The sequence below is a fragment of the Streptomyces sp. NPDC033136 genome, from assembly GCF_055578235.1.
In genome coordinates this window covers 190928-208508 of sequence record NZ_JBVIPD010000011.1, presented here as the reverse complement: position 1 = coordinate 208508, position 17581 = coordinate 190928, and the positions used below count along the sequence as shown (strand labels likewise).

The 17581-nt window shown below is 72.7% G+C and carries 16 protein-coding genes, 1 tRNA gene and 3 pseudogenes; 14 read left to right on the top strand and 6 right to left on the bottom strand.

Annotation, left to right across the window (positions count from 1 at the left end):
* Positions 1 to 16 precede the first annotated feature (16 nt).
* Positions 17 to 106: pseudogene (locus ACZ5TL_RS22115) on the top strand (phosphotransferase-like protein); the annotation flags it as partial.
* 29 nt (positions 107 to 135) lie between these two features.
* Here the strand turns inward: ACZ5TL_RS22115 and ACZ5TL_RS22110 are convergent.
* Positions 136 to 795 carry an HAD-IA family hydrolase gene (locus ACZ5TL_RS22110; RefSeq protein WP_468591798.1) on the bottom strand — a complete coding sequence of 220 codons (660 nt, stop codon included), beginning with the start codon at positions 793 to 795 and terminating at the stop codon, positions 136 to 138.
* Positions 796 to 996: 201 nt separating this feature from the next.
* Positions 997 to 1578 carry a TMEM165/GDT1 family protein gene (locus tag ACZ5TL_RS22105; protein WP_468591797.1) on the bottom strand — a complete coding sequence of 194 codons (582 nt, stop codon included), beginning with the start codon at positions 1576 to 1578 and terminating at the stop codon, positions 997 to 999.
* A gap of 387 nt (positions 1579 to 1965) precedes the next feature.
* Here ACZ5TL_RS22105 and ACZ5TL_RS22100 point away from each other — a divergent pair, with 387 nt between their 5' ends.
* The 7 genes from ACZ5TL_RS22100 to ACZ5TL_RS22070 all read left to right on the top strand — a co-directional run bounded on the left by ACZ5TL_RS22100 (position 1966) and on the right by ACZ5TL_RS22070 (position 9636).
* Positions 1966 to 2610 carry an HNH endonuclease family protein gene (locus tag ACZ5TL_RS22100; protein ID WP_468591796.1) on the top strand — a complete coding sequence of 215 codons (645 nt, stop codon included), beginning with the start codon at positions 1966 to 1968 and terminating at the stop codon, positions 2608 to 2610.
* Between the two features lie 82 nt (positions 2611 to 2692).
* Positions 2693 to 4354, top strand: a complete 1662-nt coding sequence (locus ACZ5TL_RS22095; protein ID WP_468591794.1) for an alkaline phosphatase D family protein — start codon at positions 2693 to 2695, stop codon at positions 4352 to 4354.
* 322 nt (positions 4355 to 4676) lie between these two features.
* Positions 4677 to 6599 carry an FAD/NAD(P)-binding protein gene (locus ACZ5TL_RS22090; RefSeq protein ID WP_468591792.1) on the top strand — a complete coding sequence of 641 codons (1923 nt, stop codon included), beginning with the start codon at positions 4677 to 4679 and terminating at the stop codon, positions 6597 to 6599.
* 79 nt (positions 6600 to 6678) lie between these two features.
* Positions 6679 to 7131, top strand: a complete 453-nt coding sequence (locus ACZ5TL_RS22085) for a DoxX family protein (RefSeq protein WP_468591791.1) — start codon at positions 6679 to 6681, stop codon at positions 7129 to 7131.
* Between the two features lie 65 nt (positions 7132 to 7196).
* The gene (locus ACZ5TL_RS22080) at positions 7197 to 7406 is read left to right on the top strand and encodes a hypothetical protein (protein ID WP_468591790.1); all 210 of its coding nucleotides are present in this window, start codon (positions 7197 to 7199) and stop codon (positions 7404 to 7406) included.
* 219 nt (positions 7407 to 7625) lie between these two features.
* On the top strand, positions 7626 to 8222 hold the full coding sequence (locus tag ACZ5TL_RS22075) for a DedA family protein (RefSeq protein ID WP_468591788.1): 597 nt from the start codon (positions 7626 to 7628) through the stop codon (positions 8220 to 8222).
* A gap of 130 nt (positions 8223 to 8352) precedes the next feature.
* Positions 8353 to 9636, top strand: a complete 1284-nt coding sequence (locus ACZ5TL_RS22070; RefSeq protein WP_468591787.1) for a phosphatase PAP2 family protein — start codon at positions 8353 to 8355, stop codon at positions 9634 to 9636.
* A 24-nt stretch (positions 9637 to 9660) separates the two neighbouring features.
* Here the strand turns inward: ACZ5TL_RS22070 and ACZ5TL_RS22065 are convergent, their stop codons facing one another.
* A complete protein-coding gene (locus ACZ5TL_RS22065; protein ID WP_468591786.1) occupies positions 9661 to 9891 on the bottom strand; it encodes a DUF2277 domain-containing protein in 231 nt (76 codons plus the stop codon).
* A 102-nt stretch (positions 9892 to 9993) separates the two neighbouring features.
* On the opposite strand from ACZ5TL_RS22065, the pseudogene ACZ5TL_RS22060 reads away from it, so the two are divergent.
* Together ACZ5TL_RS22060 and ACZ5TL_RS22055 are read left to right on the top strand one after the other, a co-directional pair.
* Positions 9994 to 10628: pseudogene (locus ACZ5TL_RS22060) on the top strand (ketopantoate reductase family protein).
* Positions 10629 to 10715: 87 nt separating this feature from the next.
* A complete protein-coding gene (locus ACZ5TL_RS22055) occupies positions 10716 to 11069 on the top strand; it encodes a hypothetical protein (protein ID WP_468591785.1) in 354 nt (117 codons plus the stop codon).
* Positions 11070 to 11159: 90 nt separating this feature from the next.
* Here the strand turns inward: ACZ5TL_RS22055 and ACZ5TL_RS22050 are convergent.
* Positions 11160 to 11231 (bottom strand) — tRNA-Val (locus ACZ5TL_RS22050).
* A gap of 125 nt (positions 11232 to 11356) precedes the next feature.
* Here ACZ5TL_RS22050 and ACZ5TL_RS22045 point away from each other — a divergent pair.
* The 4 genes and pseudogenes from ACZ5TL_RS22045 to ACZ5TL_RS22030 all read left to right on the top strand — a co-directional run.
* Positions 11357 to 11620: pseudogene (locus tag ACZ5TL_RS22045) on the top strand (DUF4097 family beta strand repeat-containing protein); the annotation flags it as partial.
* Positions 11621 to 11694: 74 nt separating this feature from the next.
* Positions 11695 to 13095 (top strand): hypothetical protein, encoded by a 1401-nt coding sequence (locus ACZ5TL_RS22040; protein ID WP_468591784.1) that lies wholly within the window; start codon positions 11695 to 11697, stop codon positions 13093 to 13095.
* Between the two features lie 22 nt (positions 13096 to 13117).
* The gene (locus ACZ5TL_RS22035; RefSeq protein WP_468591783.1) at positions 13118 to 13342 is read left to right on the top strand and encodes an FmdB family zinc ribbon protein; all 225 of its coding nucleotides are present in this window, start codon (positions 13118 to 13120) and stop codon (positions 13340 to 13342) included.
* A gap of 67 nt (positions 13343 to 13409) precedes the next feature.
* On the top strand, positions 13410 to 14183 hold the full coding sequence (locus tag ACZ5TL_RS22030) for a DedA family protein (RefSeq protein ID WP_468591782.1): 774 nt from the start codon (positions 13410 to 13412) through the stop codon (positions 14181 to 14183).
* Here the strand turns inward: ACZ5TL_RS22030 and ACZ5TL_RS22025 are convergent.
* Positions 14101 to 14913 (bottom strand): HAD family hydrolase, encoded by an 813-nt coding sequence (locus tag ACZ5TL_RS22025; protein WP_468591781.1) that lies wholly within the window; start codon positions 14911 to 14913, stop codon positions 14101 to 14103. The genes ACZ5TL_RS22030 and ACZ5TL_RS22025 overlap by 83 nt on opposite strands.
* The gene (locus ACZ5TL_RS22020) at positions 14913 to 17570 is read right to left on the bottom strand and encodes a phosphoribosyltransferase (protein ID WP_468591780.1); all 2658 of its coding nucleotides are present in this window, start codon (positions 17568 to 17570) and stop codon (positions 14913 to 14915) included. The genes ACZ5TL_RS22025 and ACZ5TL_RS22020 overlap by 1 nt, the downstream gene beginning before the upstream one ends.
* Between the last annotated feature and the right edge of the window lie 11 nt (positions 17571 to 17581).

The following is a 17581-nucleotide window of genomic DNA, read 5'->3' as shown; positions in this document are numbered from 1 at the left end:
GCCCTACTGTGACGCGGTGACTACTCAGGTGATCGTGCTCAACGGCGGTTCCAGCTCGGGGAAGTCCGGGATCGTGCGGTGTCTGAGTGCGCACGTGTCATCGCCGCCCACGCCGGCTGATCGCGGGAGCGTCCCTCAGCCGACGTGGAGACGGATCGTCCCGTCCGCCGCGGCCTCCACGCGCACCCGCGTGAGGTCCGCCACGACCACGTCCGGCTCGTGGGACGCGGCCCGGGGCCCGACCCCGACGACCGTCATGCCGGCGGCACGCCCCGCCGCGATCCCGGCCCCGGAGTCCTCGAAGACCACACAGTCCGCGGGGGCGACGCCCAGCTCGGCGGCGCCCTTCAGGAAGCCCTCCGGGTCGGGCTTGCTCGCGCCGACGGACTCCGCCGTCACCCGCACCTCGGGCAGGCCCAGCCCGGCCGCGGCCATCCGCGCGTTCGAGAGCGGCACGTCGGCGGAGGTCACGAGCGCGTGCGGGAGCCCCCGCAGCGAGTCCAGGAACTCCGGCGCCCCGGGGATCGCGACGACACCGTCCGTGTCGGCCGTCTCGTCGGCGAGCATCCGGGCGTTGTCGGCGTGGTTCCGCTCCATCGGCCGGCCGGGCAGCAGCAGCGCCATCGAGGCGTAGCCCTGCCGCCCGTGGACGACCTTCATGACCTCGTCCCCGTCGAGCCCGTGGCGCTCGGCCCAGCGCCGCCAGACGCGCTCGACGGAGGCGTCGGAGTTGACGAGGGTGCCGTCCATGTCCAGCAGGAGGGCGCGGGCGGTGAGCACGGCGGTGGCCGTCATCGGCAGCTCCAAGGCTCGGTGCGCGTTCCGGCGCGGGAGAGGGGCGGACGACGGATCGCGCCCGTCACACCCCGGGAGGGACAAGGCGGCCCCGCCCGCCGGTCAGGGAGAACGGGCGAGGGCCACTTTGTTCCCCCACGGTACAAAACAATCCCGCCTTCGCGCCAGGGGGTCCCTCCGCGCGTTCACCCACTGTTCAGCTCACCCGGTCACGGCCTCCCACAGGCTCCACACCCCGAGCCCCAGCATCAGCAGCGCCGCGATCTGCGTGATCAGCCGCAGCGGCACCTTCCTCATCAGCGCCTTTCCGCCGACGATGCCGATCCCGGCCACGGCCCACAGCGCTAGCACCGCGCCCAGACCGACGGAGAGCGGGTCGTCGTAGCGGGCGGCCAGGTTCGCCGTCATGATCTGGGTGAGATCGCCGAACTCGGCGACCAGGATGAGCATGAAGCCCGCGCCCGAGACCTTCCAGAAGGACTGGTTCTCCGGCTTGCGGACCTCCTCCTCGTCCTCGCCCTTCTTCAGCATCAGCGTCGCGGCCCCTGCGAGGAACAGCACACCCGTCAGCGCGTGCACGATCTGCTGCGGCAGCAGCGTCAGCACACTGCCGGCCGCGACGGCGAGCGCGACGTGCAGCGCGAAGGCGGCGGCGACACCGGCGAAGACGTAGGAGGCGCGGTAGCGGGTGCCGAGGACGAGGCCGGCGAGAGCGGTCTTGTCCGGCAGTTCGGCGAGGAAGACGACACCGAAGACGACGGCCGTCACGGTCAGGCTGATCAAGGGTTCCTCAATCGGTCGGGGCTGCCCCACCGAGAGTGCTGAACCTTCGCACACGACACCTCGGCACGGCAGCACACTCGGCGCCCGCGCCGGAGGGCACGGGCGTGCACTGCTTGCCGAAGGTCTCGCTGGCGGGTCCGTGAAGGACCGGCCTCCGGGCGCCGGCTCAGGCGGGCTGAGCAGTATGTCGACGGTCCGGCGAAGAGCTACTCCCCTTCTGCGCCGTCCATCGTACGGGACGCGTCCGCATGGAAACTTTCCCCGTAAACCTTGTCATGTCATGGACGCGTCACTAACTTCTCACCGGGCGCACACCTGTGCGCAACACGGCACCGCGAGCATTCCCCTCGCTCGCAAGCCAACACCCCCTCTCCCCAGGGAGTTCCCATGCCCAGGTTCTACGCGCGTCGACGGCTCGGCGTGGCCGCGGCGGCCACCGCGCTCATATCCTCGGTGGCCCTCTTCAGCGCCCCCACGGCCTCCGCCGCCCTCCCCACCCCCGTGAGCGGCGCCACCGCCCGCTCCTACCTCGCCTCGCTCACCGTGGCGACCGAGAAGCGCACCGGCTACGACCGCGACCTCTTCCCGCACTGGATCACCCAGTCCGGCTCCTGCAACACCCGCGAGGTCGTCCTCGAGCGCGACGGCACGAACGTCCAGCAGAACTCCTCCTGCGCGGCCACCAGCGGCCGTTGGTACTCCCCCTACGACGGCGCCACCTGGTCCGCCGCTTCCGACGTCGACATCGACCACCTGGTCCCGCTGGCCGAGGCCTGGGACTCCGGGGCCGGCTCCTGGACGACGTCCCGCCGCCAGTCCTTCGCCAACGACCTCACCCGTCCGCAGCTCATCGCGGTCACCGACAACGTCAACCAGGCCAAGAGCGACCAGGACCCGGCCACCTGGATGCCCTCCCGGACGGCGTACCGCTGCACCTACGTCCGTGCCTGGGTCCAGGTGAAGTACTACTACGGCCTCTCGGTCGACTCGGCCGAGAAGTCGGCGCTGCAGAACCACCTCGCGAGCTGCTGACACGCGCGCGGATTTCGTGTCGGGACCTCCCCGCTGACCTCCGTCCTTCCGTACCGTACGGGGCGACGGAGAGGGGAACGACATGTCCGCACTGCGCCTCGGCCCGCTGCTGAGGTACACCGACGGCTCGTCCGCGACCGTGTGGGTCGAGACGAGCCGTCCGTGCGCCGCCGAGGTGCGCTGCGCCGACGGCGCCGGCGGCACGGCCCGCACCTTCCAGATCGCGGGCCACCACTACGCGCTGATCCCGGTGACCGGCCTGACGGCCGGCACGACCACCACGTACGAGGTCTTCCTCGACGACACCCGCGTGTGGCCGCTGCCGGGCTCGCCCTTCCCGCCCTCGGCGATCCACACCCCGGGCCCGGAGGGCGGCCTGCGGGTCGCCTTCGGCTCCTGCCGCTGGGCCTCCCCACCGGCGGGCGGGCACGACCCGGTCGGCCCGGACGCCCTGGACGCGCTCGCCACCCGTCTCACGGCCGACCCGGAGGGCGAACGGCCGCACGTCCTGCTGCTGCTCGGCGACCAGGTGTACGCCGACGAGACCTCCGACTCCACCCAGCGCTGGCTGGCCGCCCGCCGCGACCTGAAGGAGCCGCCGGGCAGCGGCGTCGCGGACTACGAGGAATACACGCACCTCTACTACGAGTCGTGGCTCGACCCGCGGATCCGCTGGCTGCTGTCCACCGTGCCCAGTTTCATGATCTTCGACGACCACGACGTCATCGACGACTGGAACACCTCCGCCGCCTGGCTCGCCGACATGCGCTCCACCGGCTGGTGGCGGGAGCGGCTGCTGAGCGGCCTGATGTCGTACTGGGTCCACCAGCACCTCGGGAACCTCTCCCTCGAGGAGCTCGCCGCCGACCCGGTGTACGAGGCGGTCCGCGAGGTCCCCGACGGCACCGATGTGCTGCGCACCTTCGCCGCCCGCGCCGACGCCGATCCGACCACGGTCCGCTGGAGCTACCGGCGCGACTTCGGGCGCGTGCGCCTGGTCATGATCGACAGCCGCGCGGCCCGCGTCCTGGACGAGCGGGACCGCGCCATGCTCGACCCGGGCGAGGACGCCTGGCTGCGCGAGCAGGTGCGGGCCCGCTCCGAGGGCTACGACCACCTCCTGCTCGGCACCTCACTGCCCTGGCTGCTGCCGCACCTGGTGCACGACGCCGAGGGGTGGAACGCGGCGCTGTGCCGGGGCGAACGGGGCGAGCGCTGGGCGCGGTTCGGGGAGAAGCTGCGGCGGGCCGCCGATCTGGAGCACTGGTCGGCCTTCCCCGAGTCCTTCGCCGGGCTGGCGGAACTGATCGCCGAGGCGGGCTCGGGGCGGGACGCGCCGGCGACGGTGTGCGTACTGTCCGGGGACGTGCACCACGCCTACGTCGCCGAGCCCTCCTGGTCCGGCTCCGGCCCGGACGCCCGGGTGGTGCAGCTCGTCTGTTCCCCCGTACACAACTCGGTCCCCATGTCGATGCGGCTGGCCTTCCGCATCGGGTGGAGCGCGATGGCCCGCGGCATCGGCCGCGGCCTCGCCCGGCACGGCCGTCTGGCGCGTCTGCCGGTCAGCTGGCGCAAGACGGGCGGCCCCTGGTTCGGCAACCAGCTCATGACGCTGACCCTGCGGGGCCGTTCGGCCCGGCTGCGACTGGAACAGGCCGAGGTGCAGAAGGGGACGGGACCGCGCCTGACGACGCTCGCGGAATCCGAACTCACCCCGTCACGACGGTCAGCGGAGCGGTCCTGAGACACGTTTCATCCCCGGCCCGAACGCGCCGGGGCTTCCCGCGAGATCGCCGGCAACTCACCCATTCCATCCGCTTGTCACCGCTGTTTGCCGCTTATTACCGCCTATTACCGCCTATTACCGCCTACTGTCGCCAATTTTCTGCTTACTATCACTTGTTGCAGCTGTGGCCCATGATGCTAGTGACGCATCCCACAGAGACCGTCAATCCTTGCCCACGAACCTCGGTTCCCGCTCCCGGCGACGGCATGATGAGGCGGACCGTCCGCTTCCTGCCCGGCGGACCGACGACACGCGCCCCCCACGCCCGGGAGTCCCACCCTTGTCTGCGTCGACCGAGGAATCCGCTCCGGCAGCGAATCCCCCGAGTGTCTCCGTCGCCCTGGTCGGCGCCGGGCCGCGCGGCACCAGCGTGCTGGAACGCCTGTGCGCCTCCGCCCCGGAACTGCTCCCGCCCGGCGCCCGGCTGACGGTCCACGTGATCGACCCGGACCCGCCCGGCCCCGGCCGCGTCTGGCGCACCGCCCAGTCGTCCGAGCTGCTGATGAACACGGTGGCCTGCCAGGTGACCCTGTTCACCGACGACAGCGTGGACTGCTCGGGGCCGATCCGCCCGGGCCCGAGCCTGCACGCGTGGTCACGCGGGGCACTCGGGCCGGACGAGTACCCGACCCGGGCCGACTACGGCCGGTATCTGGAGTGGGTGTTCGCCGAGGTCGTGCGGGGCGCACCGCCGGCCGTGCGCGTCGAGACCCACCGGGCCCGCGCGACACGGCTGGACGACGGCCCCGGCGGCCACCAGACCGTCACCCTCGACGACGGCCGCACCCTGACCGGCCTGTCCGCGGTGGTCCTCGCCCAGGGGCATCTGCCGGCCACGGCCGACCCGGACCGGCTCCGTCTCGCGGCGCACGCCGCCCGGCACGGCCTGCACCACATCCCGCCCGCCAATCCGGCCGACGTCGACCTCTCCCGCGTCCCGCCGGGCGAAGCCGTCCTGCTGCGCGGCCTCGGCCTCAACTTCTTCGATCACATGGCCCTGCTGACGACCGGCCGCGGCGGCCGCTTCGTACGGGACGGCCGGCATCTGCGCTACCTCCCCTCCGGCCGCGAGCCGCGGCTGTACGCCGGTTCCCGGCGCGGCGTCCCGTACCAGGCCCGCGGCGACAACGCGAAGGGCCCGTACGGCCGGCACACCCCCCTCGTCCTCACCCCGGAGGTGATCGCGGGCTTCCGCAAGCGCGCGGACTCCGGGGAGGCGCCCGATTTCCTCGCGGAGATATGGCCGTTGGTGGCGAAGGAGGTGGAAACGGTCTACTACTCCGCCCTGGTCCGGCGCACGGGGGGTGCCGGTCCGGAGTTCGCCGACCGCTTCCTCGCCGTTGCGCACGGAGACCCCCAAGAGGCCCTGGTGCTCGATGAGTTCGGGGTGCCGGTCGCTGACCGGTGGTGCTGGGAGCGGATCTCCCAGCCGCATGCCGGGCGGGAGTTCGCGCATCCCGGTGAGTGGCGCGACTGGCTGCTGTCGTATCTGCGCGAGGACGCCGCACAGGCCGCGCTGGGCAATGTGCACGGCCCGTCGAAGGCCGCTCTCGACGTGCTGCGCGACCTGCGGAACGAACTCCGGCTCATCGTCGACCACGGCGGTCTCACCGGTGCCTCCCGCCGGGATCACCTGGACCGCTGGTACACCCCGCTGAACGCGTTCCTCTCCATCGGCCCGCCCCGGCGCCGTATCGAGGAGCTCGCGGCCCTGGTGGAGGCGGGTGTGGTGCGGGTGCTCGGGCCGCGCCTGCACGTGAGCGACGAGGAGGGGGCCTGGGCGGCGCACTCACCCGACGTGCCGGGTTCGGCCGTCCGTGTGACAACGCTCATAGAGGCCCGTCTGCCGGAACCGGACCTTCGGCGCACCGCCGACGACCTCCTCGCCGGACTGCTGCGCACCGGACAGTGCCGCCCGCACACCGTGGACGGTTACGAGACAGGGGGGTTGGATGTCACCACACGCCCTTATCATCTGATCGACCGTCAAGGAGTTGTACACACAAGGCGGTTCGCCTTCGGCGTGCCGACAGAAGGCGTGCACTGGGTCACCGCCGCGGGGGCCCGGCCAGGTGTGGATTCGGTCACCCTTTCGGACGCGGACGCGGTCGCGAGAGCGGCTCTACGTGCGGCAGGGGCCGGGATCGCGCCCCAAGCGGAGGCAAAACCGTGGCCAAATGTTGAACTTGCAAGTATCAATTAGGCACACCTAACGTGGTTACTCATCGGTTCTGTCCCCGACCGGCTCTCCCCCAGGGCCGGCCAACCGTAGGAGACCCCACATGACCGCACGCCTCAACGGCGCTCAGCCGTATGCGCTCGGACTGTTCCGAATCGTCATCGGCCTGCTGTTCGCCTGCCACGGAGCCGTCGCGCTCTTCGGCGTCCTCGGAGGCGTGGACGGCAAGGGCGGCACCGTCGCGACCGGCGCCTGGCCGAACTGGTACGCCGCCGTCATCGAACTCGTCGGCGGCACCCTGGTGCTGCTGGGCCTGGGCACCCGGGTCGCGGCGTTCATCTCCTCCGGCGCCATGGCGTACGCGTACTTCAAGGTCCACCAGCCCGAGGGCCTGTGGCCGATCGAGAACCACGGCGAGGGCGCGGCCATGTACTGCTGGGCCATGTTCCTGCTGATCTTCACGGGCTCCGGCGCGTTCGGCGTGGACCGGCTGCTGTCGCGGCGCCCGTCCGCGCAGGGGCAGCGGTCCACCGACCAGACGCCGGTGGCGGCCTGAGCCGTCCGGGCCCGGCCGGTTCCGCGGAACGGCGCCTTCCCGTGCACCGGGGAGGCGCCGTTGCGTTGCTCCCCCACGCCCCGGCGGCCACCCACCCGAACGGCACCGTGAAGCACGCGACGCCGACCCCGGCGCCGCCCGGCGCGCCGTGGACCACGACCGAGGACGCCACGCCCCGCCGGAACCCCCAGTCGTGCCGGGCCCGCACCGCGCCCGCCCCACGCCGGTCGGCGGTGAAGTCCAGCCAGACCTCGCCGAACACGGCAGCCGGGTGACGACCGGGGCGGGCCGGGGCGGTAGGGACGGGCGGGTCGGGGCGGGGCGAGCAAGGACGAGTAGGGACGAGGTGAACAGCCGGTACCGAACATACGAGCCCCCCGTGAATCGCCCGTCACGCCCCGGGCGTACGCTGTATGGCTGTCATGGCCACTCCTGCCGCTCCCCCCGCGCCATCGCGGCACGGTCTGGCCCACGGGGGATCACGGGGAGTCGCGGTGCTGGAGCAGGTGGGGTCGCTGATCGGCAGCCCATGGATCTACGCGGTGGTGGCCCTGTCCGTCCTGCTCGACGTGTTCCTGCCCGTGCTGCCCAGCGGCATCCTGGTGATCACTGTGGCCACGGCGGCGGCCGCGGGCTCAGCGACCGACGTGCCCGACATCCTCGTCCTGACCCTGTGCGCGGCCACCGCCTCCGTCCTGGGTGACCTGGTCGCCTACCGGCTCGCCTGGCGCGGCGGGGACCGCCTGGACCGGGCGATCTCCCGCTCCCGACGGCTGACCAGCGCGCAGGAACGTCTCGGCGCGACCCTCGCGCGAGGCGGCGGCGCCCTCGTCGTCCTCGCCCGCTTCGCGCCCGCCGGCCGCTCGGTCGTCTCCCTCGGCGCGGGCGCCGCCCACCACCGCGCCCGCGACTTCCTCCCCTGGTCGGCCCTGGCCGGTCTCACCTGGGCCGCGTACAGCGTCGCCCTCGGCTACTTCGGCGCCCACTGGTTGGGCGCGAGCTGGCTGGCGACGGCGGTGTCGGTGGGAGCGCTGTTCGGGGCCGGTGCGGGGGCGGCGTATCTGATGCGGCGCGAGCCGCAGACGTCGTAGACCGGGTTCCGGCCCACCACCACGACCACTTCAAGACCTGGAAGCGGCTGAGACATTGACCACCACAGCGTCGGGGAAAGCCTCTCGAATAAGACGGATCGTGCTCGCCGCGAGACGCCACCCACGGGCGATGCTGTGGGCCGCGGCGGGCATGATCACTCTCGGGTTACTCGTCGCGCTCCAGGTCGCCGCGCGCCACCTCGGCATACCGGGGCCGATCACCATGCAGGCGCGCGAGGTGATCCACGCCCCGAAGTCCGGCTTCCTGCTGTACGCCAGCATGGCGCTGATGATGGTGGTGCTCACCTGGCGGCAACGGCTCATCGCCGCCGGTGCCGCGATCGGCATCGACCTCGTCTTCCTGCTGGTGCGGTGGGCCACCGGCGCCGAGACAACCGACGGCCACCCCTTCGGCAACGGCGCCCTGTGGGTGATCCTGGGCTGCGCGGTCATCGCCCTCACCCGCCGCACCGGCCGGGAACGGATCCTGATGCTGAAGGGCGTGGGACTCGGCCTGCTGCTGGTGACCGGCCGCAAGACCGGCGACACCTGGCTGCTCATCACGTCGGAGACCCTCCCGGTCACGCTCGATCCGTACCTCGCCATGGCCGATCACGCGCTGGGCAACCCGTCGTGGCTGGCGGGCCGGATCCTCAGGGCCTCCGGCCCGGTCGGCGAGCACGCTCTCGACTACGTCTACGCCCAACTCGCGGTGGCAGCGGTCGTCGTGGCGCTGTACCAGCTGCGCAACGTGGCGGCCGAGCAGCGCTTCCCGCGCCACCACCTGGTGCGCACCTTCCTGGTGATCGGCCTCCTCGGACCGGCCGTCTACATGGTCTACCCGGTGGTCGGCCCGATCTTCGCCTACGGCCCCGAGGGCGGGCACTGGGCGGCGGCCGACCTGTGGCCGGACACCCTGCCGCCGGTCACCACCCCGTACCAGATGCCCTTCGACGAGATCACGCCGCGCAACTGCATGCCCAGCCTGCACACGGCGTGGGCCACCGCGATCTTCATCCACTCCCGCAAGGGCCCACGCGGGCTGCGTCTCGCGGGCACGTTCTGGCTGATCGCCACACTCGCCGCGACCCTGGGCTTCGGCTGGCACTACGGCGTGGACCTCGTCGCCGGCGTCGTGTTCGCCTACACCATCGAGGCGGCGCTGCGCACGTTCGACCGCGGCTGGGACCGGACCGGGACCCTGCTGGTCGTCCACGGGACGGTGGTCTTCGCCACGCTCCTGCTGTCGTACCGCTTCGCTCCGCTGGAGATGGCCCGCTACCCGTGGATCTCCGGCCCGCTGCTCCTGCTGGTGATGGCCTCGGTGGTCTACGGCTACCTGCGGACCGTCAAGCTGTGGGAAGGGACCGTCACGCCGGCGCCCCGACCGGAGCCGCAGCCCGAGCTGGTCTGAGACTCCGCGGCTCCACCAGGGGGCCTAACCGGCCCTGCGGGCCCCGGCCCCCCGGACCTCCAGCCCGTCGAGCAGTTCGGCCGTCGCCTGCGCGACGGCCTCCACGGCGCGGTCGAACACCTCCTGGTTGTGAGCGGCGGGGGCGCGGAAGCCCGAAACCTTCCGCACGTACTGCAAAGCGGCAGCGCGCACGTCCGCCACCGTGGCCTCCTCGGGCAACGCGGGCGGACGAAGCGTCTTGATACTCCGGCACATGCCCCCAGTCTCACCCTTTCGGCCCCGGTGCGACAGCGATGCCTGCCATGACCGTCCGGAGGCGGCCACCGTCCCGGGGCCGACCGACGAGAGGAACCCTCCGTGGCGAACGAACTCACCGTGGCCGTCCTCGGCCCCGGCGGCGTCGGCGGCCTGCTCGCCGCCCTGCTCTCCCGCGCCGGCCACCGCGTGATCTGCCTGTCCGGCGAGTAGACCGCCCAGGCCCTGCGCACCGACGGCATCGAGGCCCTCAGCGCCGCAGGCCCCACCACCCGCGTCCTGGAGGACGAGACGGCGGCCCTGTGGGCGAAGATGTCGTTCCTGGCCCCGTTCGCCCTGCTGACCACCCTCCCCCGAGCTCTCGACTTCGCTCGACCAGGGGGACTCCCATCTGCCTCCCTCTCGGCGAGGTCCGCACCCGGCATCGCGACGAACTGACCGCCCTCGTCGAGGAGACGGCCGCGATCAGCCACGCCTGCGGCGGCCCGGCGGACCCCGCCCAGGCCCTCGCCCGCTACGACTCCTTCCCGCCGACGACGAAGTCGTCGATGCAGCGCGACGCGGAGGCGGGCCGGCCGCTCGAACTGGACGCCATCGGCGGCGCGTTGCTGCGTGCCGCCGAGCGCCATGGCGTGGCGGCGCCGGTGACCGCTCGGGTGGTGGGCGAGCTGACCGGGGGGCCGGCCGCGAGTGGTCCGGGTGGATCGGGTGGATCGGGGAGCTCGGGGAGCGGCTGATCCCGCGTCCTGGCGTTGGTACACCCGTTCGCATGAACCACAGGAAGGAACTCGCCCACCCAATTCGAACAGGCGTATCATTGGGCCGTGGCTACGACCTATGACTTTCCGAGTGACCTCCTCGCCGGTCAGGAGGAACTCCATCAGGTCCGGGCCGAGTTGTCGGCCCTGCTGAAGCGGCTTCCCTGGTCGGTGGAGCCACTCGACGGCTTCAGCGACGACACCGGCTGGCGCAAGGTGGAGCGTCCCGCCTCCCCCGGCTGGACCGCCGACGAGCAGGCCGAAGTGGAGAAGCTCCGCCGACGGGAACACGAGCTCGCGGTGTTCGTCAGCACCCACCGCTACTGGTCCGAACTCACCGGCCCGGAACGGGTCGCGGCCCGCTCGGAACTGAAGCACGCGCACGAGGCCCCGCCGGAGGAGACCGACGGAGCCTCGTGACGCCCGGGGGCGGCGCTTGCCGACCGGCTCTGGTGATCACAGAAGAGGCCCCCCGGGGGAAGTCCCTGGGGGGCCTGCTGCTGGATCCTGTGGGCGCGGACGGTTTCGAACCGCCGACATCCTGCTTGTAAGGCAGGCGCTCTACCCCTGAGCTACGCACCCGGCTCCCGGGTCACGCGCCCAGGACGAGTCGACAGCCTACATCGCCTGGGGGACTGTCCCGCAAACCCGTATGGCGGGTCCGCGTCGCGTGTCCGTATCGCGGCTCCTCATCGCAGGTCCCCATCCGGGCGGACGTCTCCTCCCGCGAGGTCCGCACCCACACCGGCGACGGCTCGGTCCGTCTGGAGTTCGGCGTCGTACCGGACCGCGTGGAGTCCCGCAGCGGCGACGGCTCCGTGACCATCGCCCTCCCCCGGGCCGCCTACCGCGTGACCACCGAGACCGGTGACGGCGGAGTGGATGTGTCCGTGCCCCGCGACGAGAACAGCGCCCATGTGGTGTCCGCCCGCACCGGCGACGGCAAAGTGACGGTCCGAACGGTGAACTGACCGGCCTGTGTGTTCGTCCTTAACCGGTGGGAGAATGACACCGGGCAGGGTGGACCACAGCACGGGAGAGGGATGTGACGGCGACACCAGCGCAGCCGTACTCGCCGTCGGTGCCGCGCGCCCGTCTCCCGCGCCGCCGCCTCCCCCGCACCCCGGGCCCGCTCCGCGACACCCTCGCCCTGACGGTGCTGCCCCTGCTGGCCGCCCTGGCCCTGCCCGCCGCCTTCGCGGGCGGGGGCACCCGGCGCTGGTTCGGCGGCCGGGCCGAGAACCAGCGGGCCGAGGCGCAGACCGCGAAGGACGCCGCCGCGGCCGCCTTCTACGAGCTCGACACCGCCCAGCGCGACCTGCGCATCTCGATCGAGACGATCACCGCGGTCGACGACTCCCCCGCCGCCCGCCGCGCCGTCGCCGACTTCGACGCCCTCGGCAGACGCATCGACGAGGCCAGCCACCAGTACATCAACGCCGTCGACGCCCACGACCTCGACCGCGACGACCTGGAGGCCTCCGCCGCCTCCCGCGCCCGCGCCGAGCTGACCGCCGCCAAGGAGGAACTCGGCCGGGTCAAGCAGGACCTGGACCGGTTCACCGACGGCCTCGGCCCCCTGCTCGGCAAGGCCGAGACCCAGCTGGCCCGTCTCGCCCCCGCGGTCGAACGCGCCCGCCAGGCCCTGCTCGCCGCCTCCAACGCCCTCGACTCCGTACGAGGCTCGGGTCTGAGGGCGGACGATCTCGCCGCCCGTCTGGCCGCCCTCTCACCGGAGCTCACCAAGCTGAACCAGGGCGCGGGCCAGCACGGCGTACCGCGGACCCTGGAGCGGGCCGAGCAGGTCACCCGCGAGGCCGAGGCGGTCCGTGTGGAGGCCGAGCGGCTGCCGGAGCGCGCGGCCGAGATCGACCACCGGCTGGTGTCCCTGCGGACCCGCGCCCAGGCCCTCACCACCCGCTCGGAGCAGGTCGACCCGATCCTGAGCGAACTGCGCCGCCGCTTCACTGCGGCCTGCTGGCAGGACCTGCAGCACGTCCCCGACATCGCCGCCGGGAACGTACGCCAGGCCGAGACGAAACTGGCCGAGGCCCGCACCGCCCGCGAAGAACAGCGCTGGCCCGACGCCACGGCCCTGCTGTCGACCGTACGAGCCCTCCTCAACAGCACCGACGAGGCCGTCTCGGCCGCCGGCGACCGCCTGCACCGCCTGAACGCCGTGCAGAAGGACCCCCAGCAGGAGATCGAACGCACCCGCTTCACCATCCGCGACGCCCAGCGCCTCGCCATGGCCGGCCGCAACACCCCCGACCCGCGCCATGCCCGCCCCCTGGACGACGCCGTCTCCCGCCTGGACCGCGCCATCGCCGGCCTCGACGGCCGCCACCCCGACTACTGGCACTTCCTCACGGAGACGGAAGCGGTACGCCGCGCCGTGGCCCACGTGGTCTCCCGGATCCGCGAGGAACGCGGAGCCGGCCATTGACCGTGCCGGTTAACCTGTGGGCATGCCTCGCTACGAGTACCGCTGCCGGACCTGCGGCGACACCTTCGAACTGAGCCGTCCCATGGCGGAGTCCTCCGCTCCCGCGGCCTGCCCCTCGGGTCACGACGACACGGTGAAGCTCCTCTCCACGGTCTCGGTGGCCGGCTCGGCCTCCGCCCCGGCACCGGCACCCCCCGCGGGCGGTGGGGGCGGCGGCGGCTGCTGCGGTGGCGGCTGCTGCGGCTGACGCCGTTCCTCAGGTTTTCTCAGGTTTCCTCAGGAGCCCTTCAGGTTCGGTTTCCTAGCGTGGCGGTATGACAGCCATCGCCGCGGACGCCGGACCGCAGTGGGTCAACGACCTCATGGACGCGCTGGGCGCGCCGGGTGCCGGTCTCGCCATCGCCCTGGAGAACCTGTTCCCGCCCCTGCCCAGCGAGGTGATCCTGCCGCTCGCCGGGTTCGCCGCCAGCAGCGGGCGGATGAGCCTGCTCGCCGCCCTGCTGTGGACGACGGCCGGCTCGGTGATCGGCGCGCTCGCGCTGTACGGCGTCGGTGCGCTGCTCGGCCGTGACCGGACGGTGGCCATGGCGGCCCGGCTGCCGTTGGTGAAGGCCTCGGACATCGAGCGGACGGAGGCGTGGTTCCTGCGGCACGGCACCAAGGCGGTGTTCTTCGGCCGGATGATCCCGGTCTTCCGCAGCCTGATCTCCGTGCCGGCGGGCGTCGAGCGCATGCGCCTGCCGGTGTTCCTGGGGCTGACCACGCTGGGCAGCGCGATCTGGAACACGGCGTTCGTCCTCGCGGGCTACTTCCTCGGCGCGAACTGGCATCAGGTCACGAGCATCGTCTCCGCCTACTCGAAGGTGGTCCTGGCCATGGCGGCGCTCGCGGTGCTGGTGTTCATCGCGCTGCGGGCGCTGCGACCGGGCGCAGGCCGCCGCCGGCTGGACGGACGGGTCCAGGCCGAGGGCCCGCGCCCGTCCCGCCTCGACGGTGGCGCCGGCGTCACCGAGGTGATCGCACCGTCCGCAGGAGCTCCCGCAGGATCCGCTCCCCGGCGAGGACGCCCCGCTCGGGAAGCGCCCTGATCGCGGGAGCCGTCCAGTCGGTGTCGGCCAGCTCCCCGTGCCCGGGGCGCCAGCCCTGGTCGGCCGCGAGGAGCAGGTCGGCGTCGAGCAGGGAGTCGCCGGCGGCGAGGGTGAGGTCGGCGCCGGTCCGGCGAGCCACCTCGCGCATCGCCGCGCTCTTGGTGAGCGGCTTGGGCACGGCGTAGATCTTGCGGCCCTGGAGGGACACGGTCCAGCCGCGGTTCTCCGCCCACACCGCGAGTTCCTTCACCCAGTCCTCGTGCAGCAGTTCACGCTCGACGACGAGGTAGGCGAAGAGGTCGTCGGCGACGCGGTGCTTGCGCACCCAGACCGGGTCGGCGGCCCGCAGCAGGTGCTCCTGCACCTCCGCCAGGGGCGCGCACTGGTCGGCCAGCCGTGCGGTCACCTGTGCGTGCCAGTCGGGGTCGGAGACGCCGTCCACCAGCAGGTGTCCGCCGTTCGCGCAGATCGCGTACGTGGGTGCGGGTCCCGGCAGGTTGATGCGCTGGTACTGCTTGCGCGTCCGGGTCGTCGTCGGCACGAACACGGCCGCGTCGCCCAGGTCGGTGAGGAGCTGGGCCGCCGTCTCCGTCATGTACGACAGCGGCTTGCTCTCGTGCACCTCCACGCACAGCAGCCGGGGCGCCCGGGCGTCCGGCATGGTCAGCGCCAGAGCGGCGGCGGAGTAGATCAGTGTGCGGTCGAGGTCGCTCGCGACGAGTGCGGGCATCAGACCGTCACCGCCTTGCCGTCGGCGCCGGTCGCGCCCCGGGTGTACCTGGGGTGGATCAGGCCGACGCAGGTGTAGGGCAGCTCGGCGACCTCCTCGACGGGCACGCCGCGTTGCTCGGCCAGCAGGCGGACGTGGTCGAGGTCGCTGCCCGCGCCGGCGCGTGCCAGGACCTTCCAGGGCACGCGGCGCAGCATCACCCTGGTGGTCTCGCCGACGCCGGGCTTGACGAGGTTCACGTCGTGGATGCCGTACTCCTCGCTGATGCGCTCGACGGCGGCCCAGCCCTCCCAGGTGGGCGAGCGGTCGGCGGCGAGCAGGTCCTTGGCCTGGGCGCAGGCAGCGTCGGCGACCTCGGGGAAGCGGGCGGACACGGCGTCCAGGAAGGTTACCGAGACGTCGGTTCCGGCGAGTTCGCGGTAGAACTTCGCGCCGTGGAAGTCGTGCGGTCCGACCAGGTCCGCGCGCAGCACGGTCCGTGAGATCAGGCCGGACACGGTCGAGTTGAGGCAGGCGGAGGGGATGAGGAAGTCCTCGCGGGTGCCGTAGGTCCGTACGCATGAGCCCGGGTCGGCCAGGACCGCGATCTCGGAGCTGAAGCCGGTGATGCCGTCGGACTTCTCGAACTCCGTAAGCGCCTGGGCGAGTTCGCGGGTGATGGCGCCCTTGCCGGTCCAGCCGTCGACGAAGACGACGTCCCGGGGGTCGTGGTGCTCGGCGAGCCAGCGCAGCGCGTTGGCGTCGATGCCCCGGCCGCGGACGATCGACACGGCGTAGTGCGGCAGGTCGAGGCCGTGCCGGTACTGGGCCCAGCGGCGCATGAGGATGCCGACGGGGGTCCCGGCGCGGGCCAGGGAGACCAGGACGGGGCGCGGGGACCGCTCCGCGAGGACCGTCTCGGTGACCACCCCGGCCGCCTGGGCGATGCGGGCCGCCGAGTCCTCCAGCGCGGCGTGGAACAGTCCCTGGTACTGCTCGCTCGGCTGGTACTCCACGGGCAGCGACTCCGCGTAGTGCGCGCCGCCGCTCTGGATCGCCTCCTCGCGCTCCTCGGTCGGCGCCTCCAGCGTCACGTCCGAGAGGTCCTGGAGCAGCCAGCCGACCTCCTCGGGCGCGTACGAGGAGAAGGCGGGGCCGCGCAGGGGCTCGGGCAGCATGGAGGGCCTTTCGGAGGCATGCGGGGGCTCGGGGACGTACGACGGTACGACGGCGAGGAGGACCCGCGGCGTGTGCGCGGCCAGCCGGGCCAGCAGACCGTCGGGAGCATGCAGGGCGGGGGTGTCCGCGGCCGAGTCGACGACGGCGACGACGGCGTCGAAACCGGCGCCCGCGACGTTGTAGGCGTACCGCTCCCCGGGTCCGTCCGCGGGGTCGTCGTGCGCGGGGAAGACCAGGCGGGTGCGTATCGCGTAGCCGGGGTCGTCGACGGCGAGGACGGGCGAGCGGGTGGTGGTGGAGTAGCGCACCTCGGCGTCCGTCGTCCGCTCCAGGGTCTCGGCGAGCCGCAGCGGGGCGTACATGAGCTCCTCGAAGCCCAGTACGTGCACGCGCCGGGCTCCCTGCGGCAGCGCCTCGGCGAGCCGGGCCGCCATCGCGGGCAGGGCGGCCTCCAGGCGCTCCCGGTGGGCGGGCGTGAACCCGTGCCGCCCGCCGTCCGGCAGGTCGCGGGGCCAGCGCAGGTCCACGCGGGTGATGTGGGGGCGGGTGCCGTTGTCGTCCGGGTGCGGGCCGGTGGGGGCTGGTCGCGCAGTTCCCGGCGCCCCCAAGGGGCTCGTTGCAACGCCTTCAAGGGGCGCGGGGCTGTGTCGAGATACGGCTCCGCCGCGGGGCGCGACCGGCCACGACGAACCGTCTTCCGTGGCGCTCCCGGACTCGTACCGCGCGACCAGCTCCTGCCCCTTCTCCAGCACCCCCTCGGGCAGCCGCACGGTTCCCGAGGCCGCCGTGACCAGGTCCACGCGGGCGTCGATCTCGCGGGCGAACTCCTCCAGCCGGCCGGCGTCGGCCGGCGAGCGCATGTCCACCAGCGCGACCACGACGTAGCGCCGCCGTGGACAGCGTCCGTGCAGGTCACGAATGGTGTTGAGGACGGTGTTGCCGGTGGAGAACTCGTCGTCGACCAGGACCAGCGGCCCCTCACCGGTGAGCAGCGCGGGGTCCTCCGGCAGCAGCAGGTGCGAGGTCGCGTGGGAGTGGGACTCCTCGAAGCCGCCGGCCGGGGCGACACCGGCGACCGGGCGGCGGGTGGAGTGCAGACAGGGGGCGAGGCCCAGCCCGTCGGCGACGGAGTGGCCGAGGCCGGTCGCGGTCTCCGCGTAGCCGAGGACGACGGCCGCGCGTGCCTCGTCGGCGCCCAGCAGCTCACGCACGCGGCGGCCGAGCGCGACGCCGTGCCCGTACACGACGGACGGCGACTGCGGTACGTGCTTGCCCAGCACGTTCGACACGAGCAGGTGGGCCCGCTTGGGGTTGCGGCGCAGGGCCAGCCCCAGCATGCCGGTCAGCCGGTCGTCGCCGGCGAGCTCGACGCCGAGCCGCTCGGCGACCCAGTCGCCGGACCAGACGCCGTCGGTCTGCCCGGTCGCCCCGGCCGGCCGGCCGGCCCGCGGGCTGTCGCGCACCTCGCGGTGCTCCCCCTCGTTCACTGCCTTGTCCATGAAATCCCTGC

Coding starts and splice junctions, on each gene's coding strand:
- ACZ5TL_RS22110 (WP_468591798.1), bottom strand. CDS start 795: ATGACGGCCACCGCCGTGCTCACCGCCCGCGCCCTCCTGCTGGACATG.
- ACZ5TL_RS22030 (WP_468591782.1), top strand. CDS start 13,410: ATGACAGCCATCGCCGCGGACGCCGGACCGCAGTGGGTCAACGACCTC.
- ACZ5TL_RS22065 (WP_468591786.1), bottom strand. CDS start 9,891: ATGTGCCGGAGTATCAAGACGCTTCGTCCGCCCGCGTTGCCCGAGGAG.
- ACZ5TL_RS22070 (WP_468591787.1), top strand. CDS start 8,353: ATGCTGTGGGCCGCGGCGGGCATGATCACTCTCGGGTTACTCGTCGCG.
- ACZ5TL_RS22095 (WP_468591794.1), top strand. CDS start 2,693: ATGTCCGCACTGCGCCTCGGCCCGCTGCTGAGGTACACCGACGGCTCG.
- ACZ5TL_RS22100 (WP_468591796.1), top strand. CDS start 1,966: ATGCCCAGGTTCTACGCGCGTCGACGGCTCGGCGTGGCCGCGGCGGCC.
- ACZ5TL_RS22085 (WP_468591791.1), top strand. CDS start 6,679: ATGACCGCACGCCTCAACGGCGCTCAGCCGTATGCGCTCGGACTGTTC.
- ACZ5TL_RS22020 (WP_468591780.1), bottom strand. CDS start 17,570: ATGGACAAGGCAGTGAACGAGGGGGAGCACCGCGAGGTGCGCGACAGC.
- ACZ5TL_RS22025 (WP_468591781.1), bottom strand. CDS start 14,913: ATGCCCGCACTCGTCGCGAGCGACCTCGACCGCACACTGATCTACTCC.
- ACZ5TL_RS22035 (WP_468591783.1), top strand. CDS start 13,118: ATGCCTCGCTACGAGTACCGCTGCCGGACCTGCGGCGACACCTTCGAA.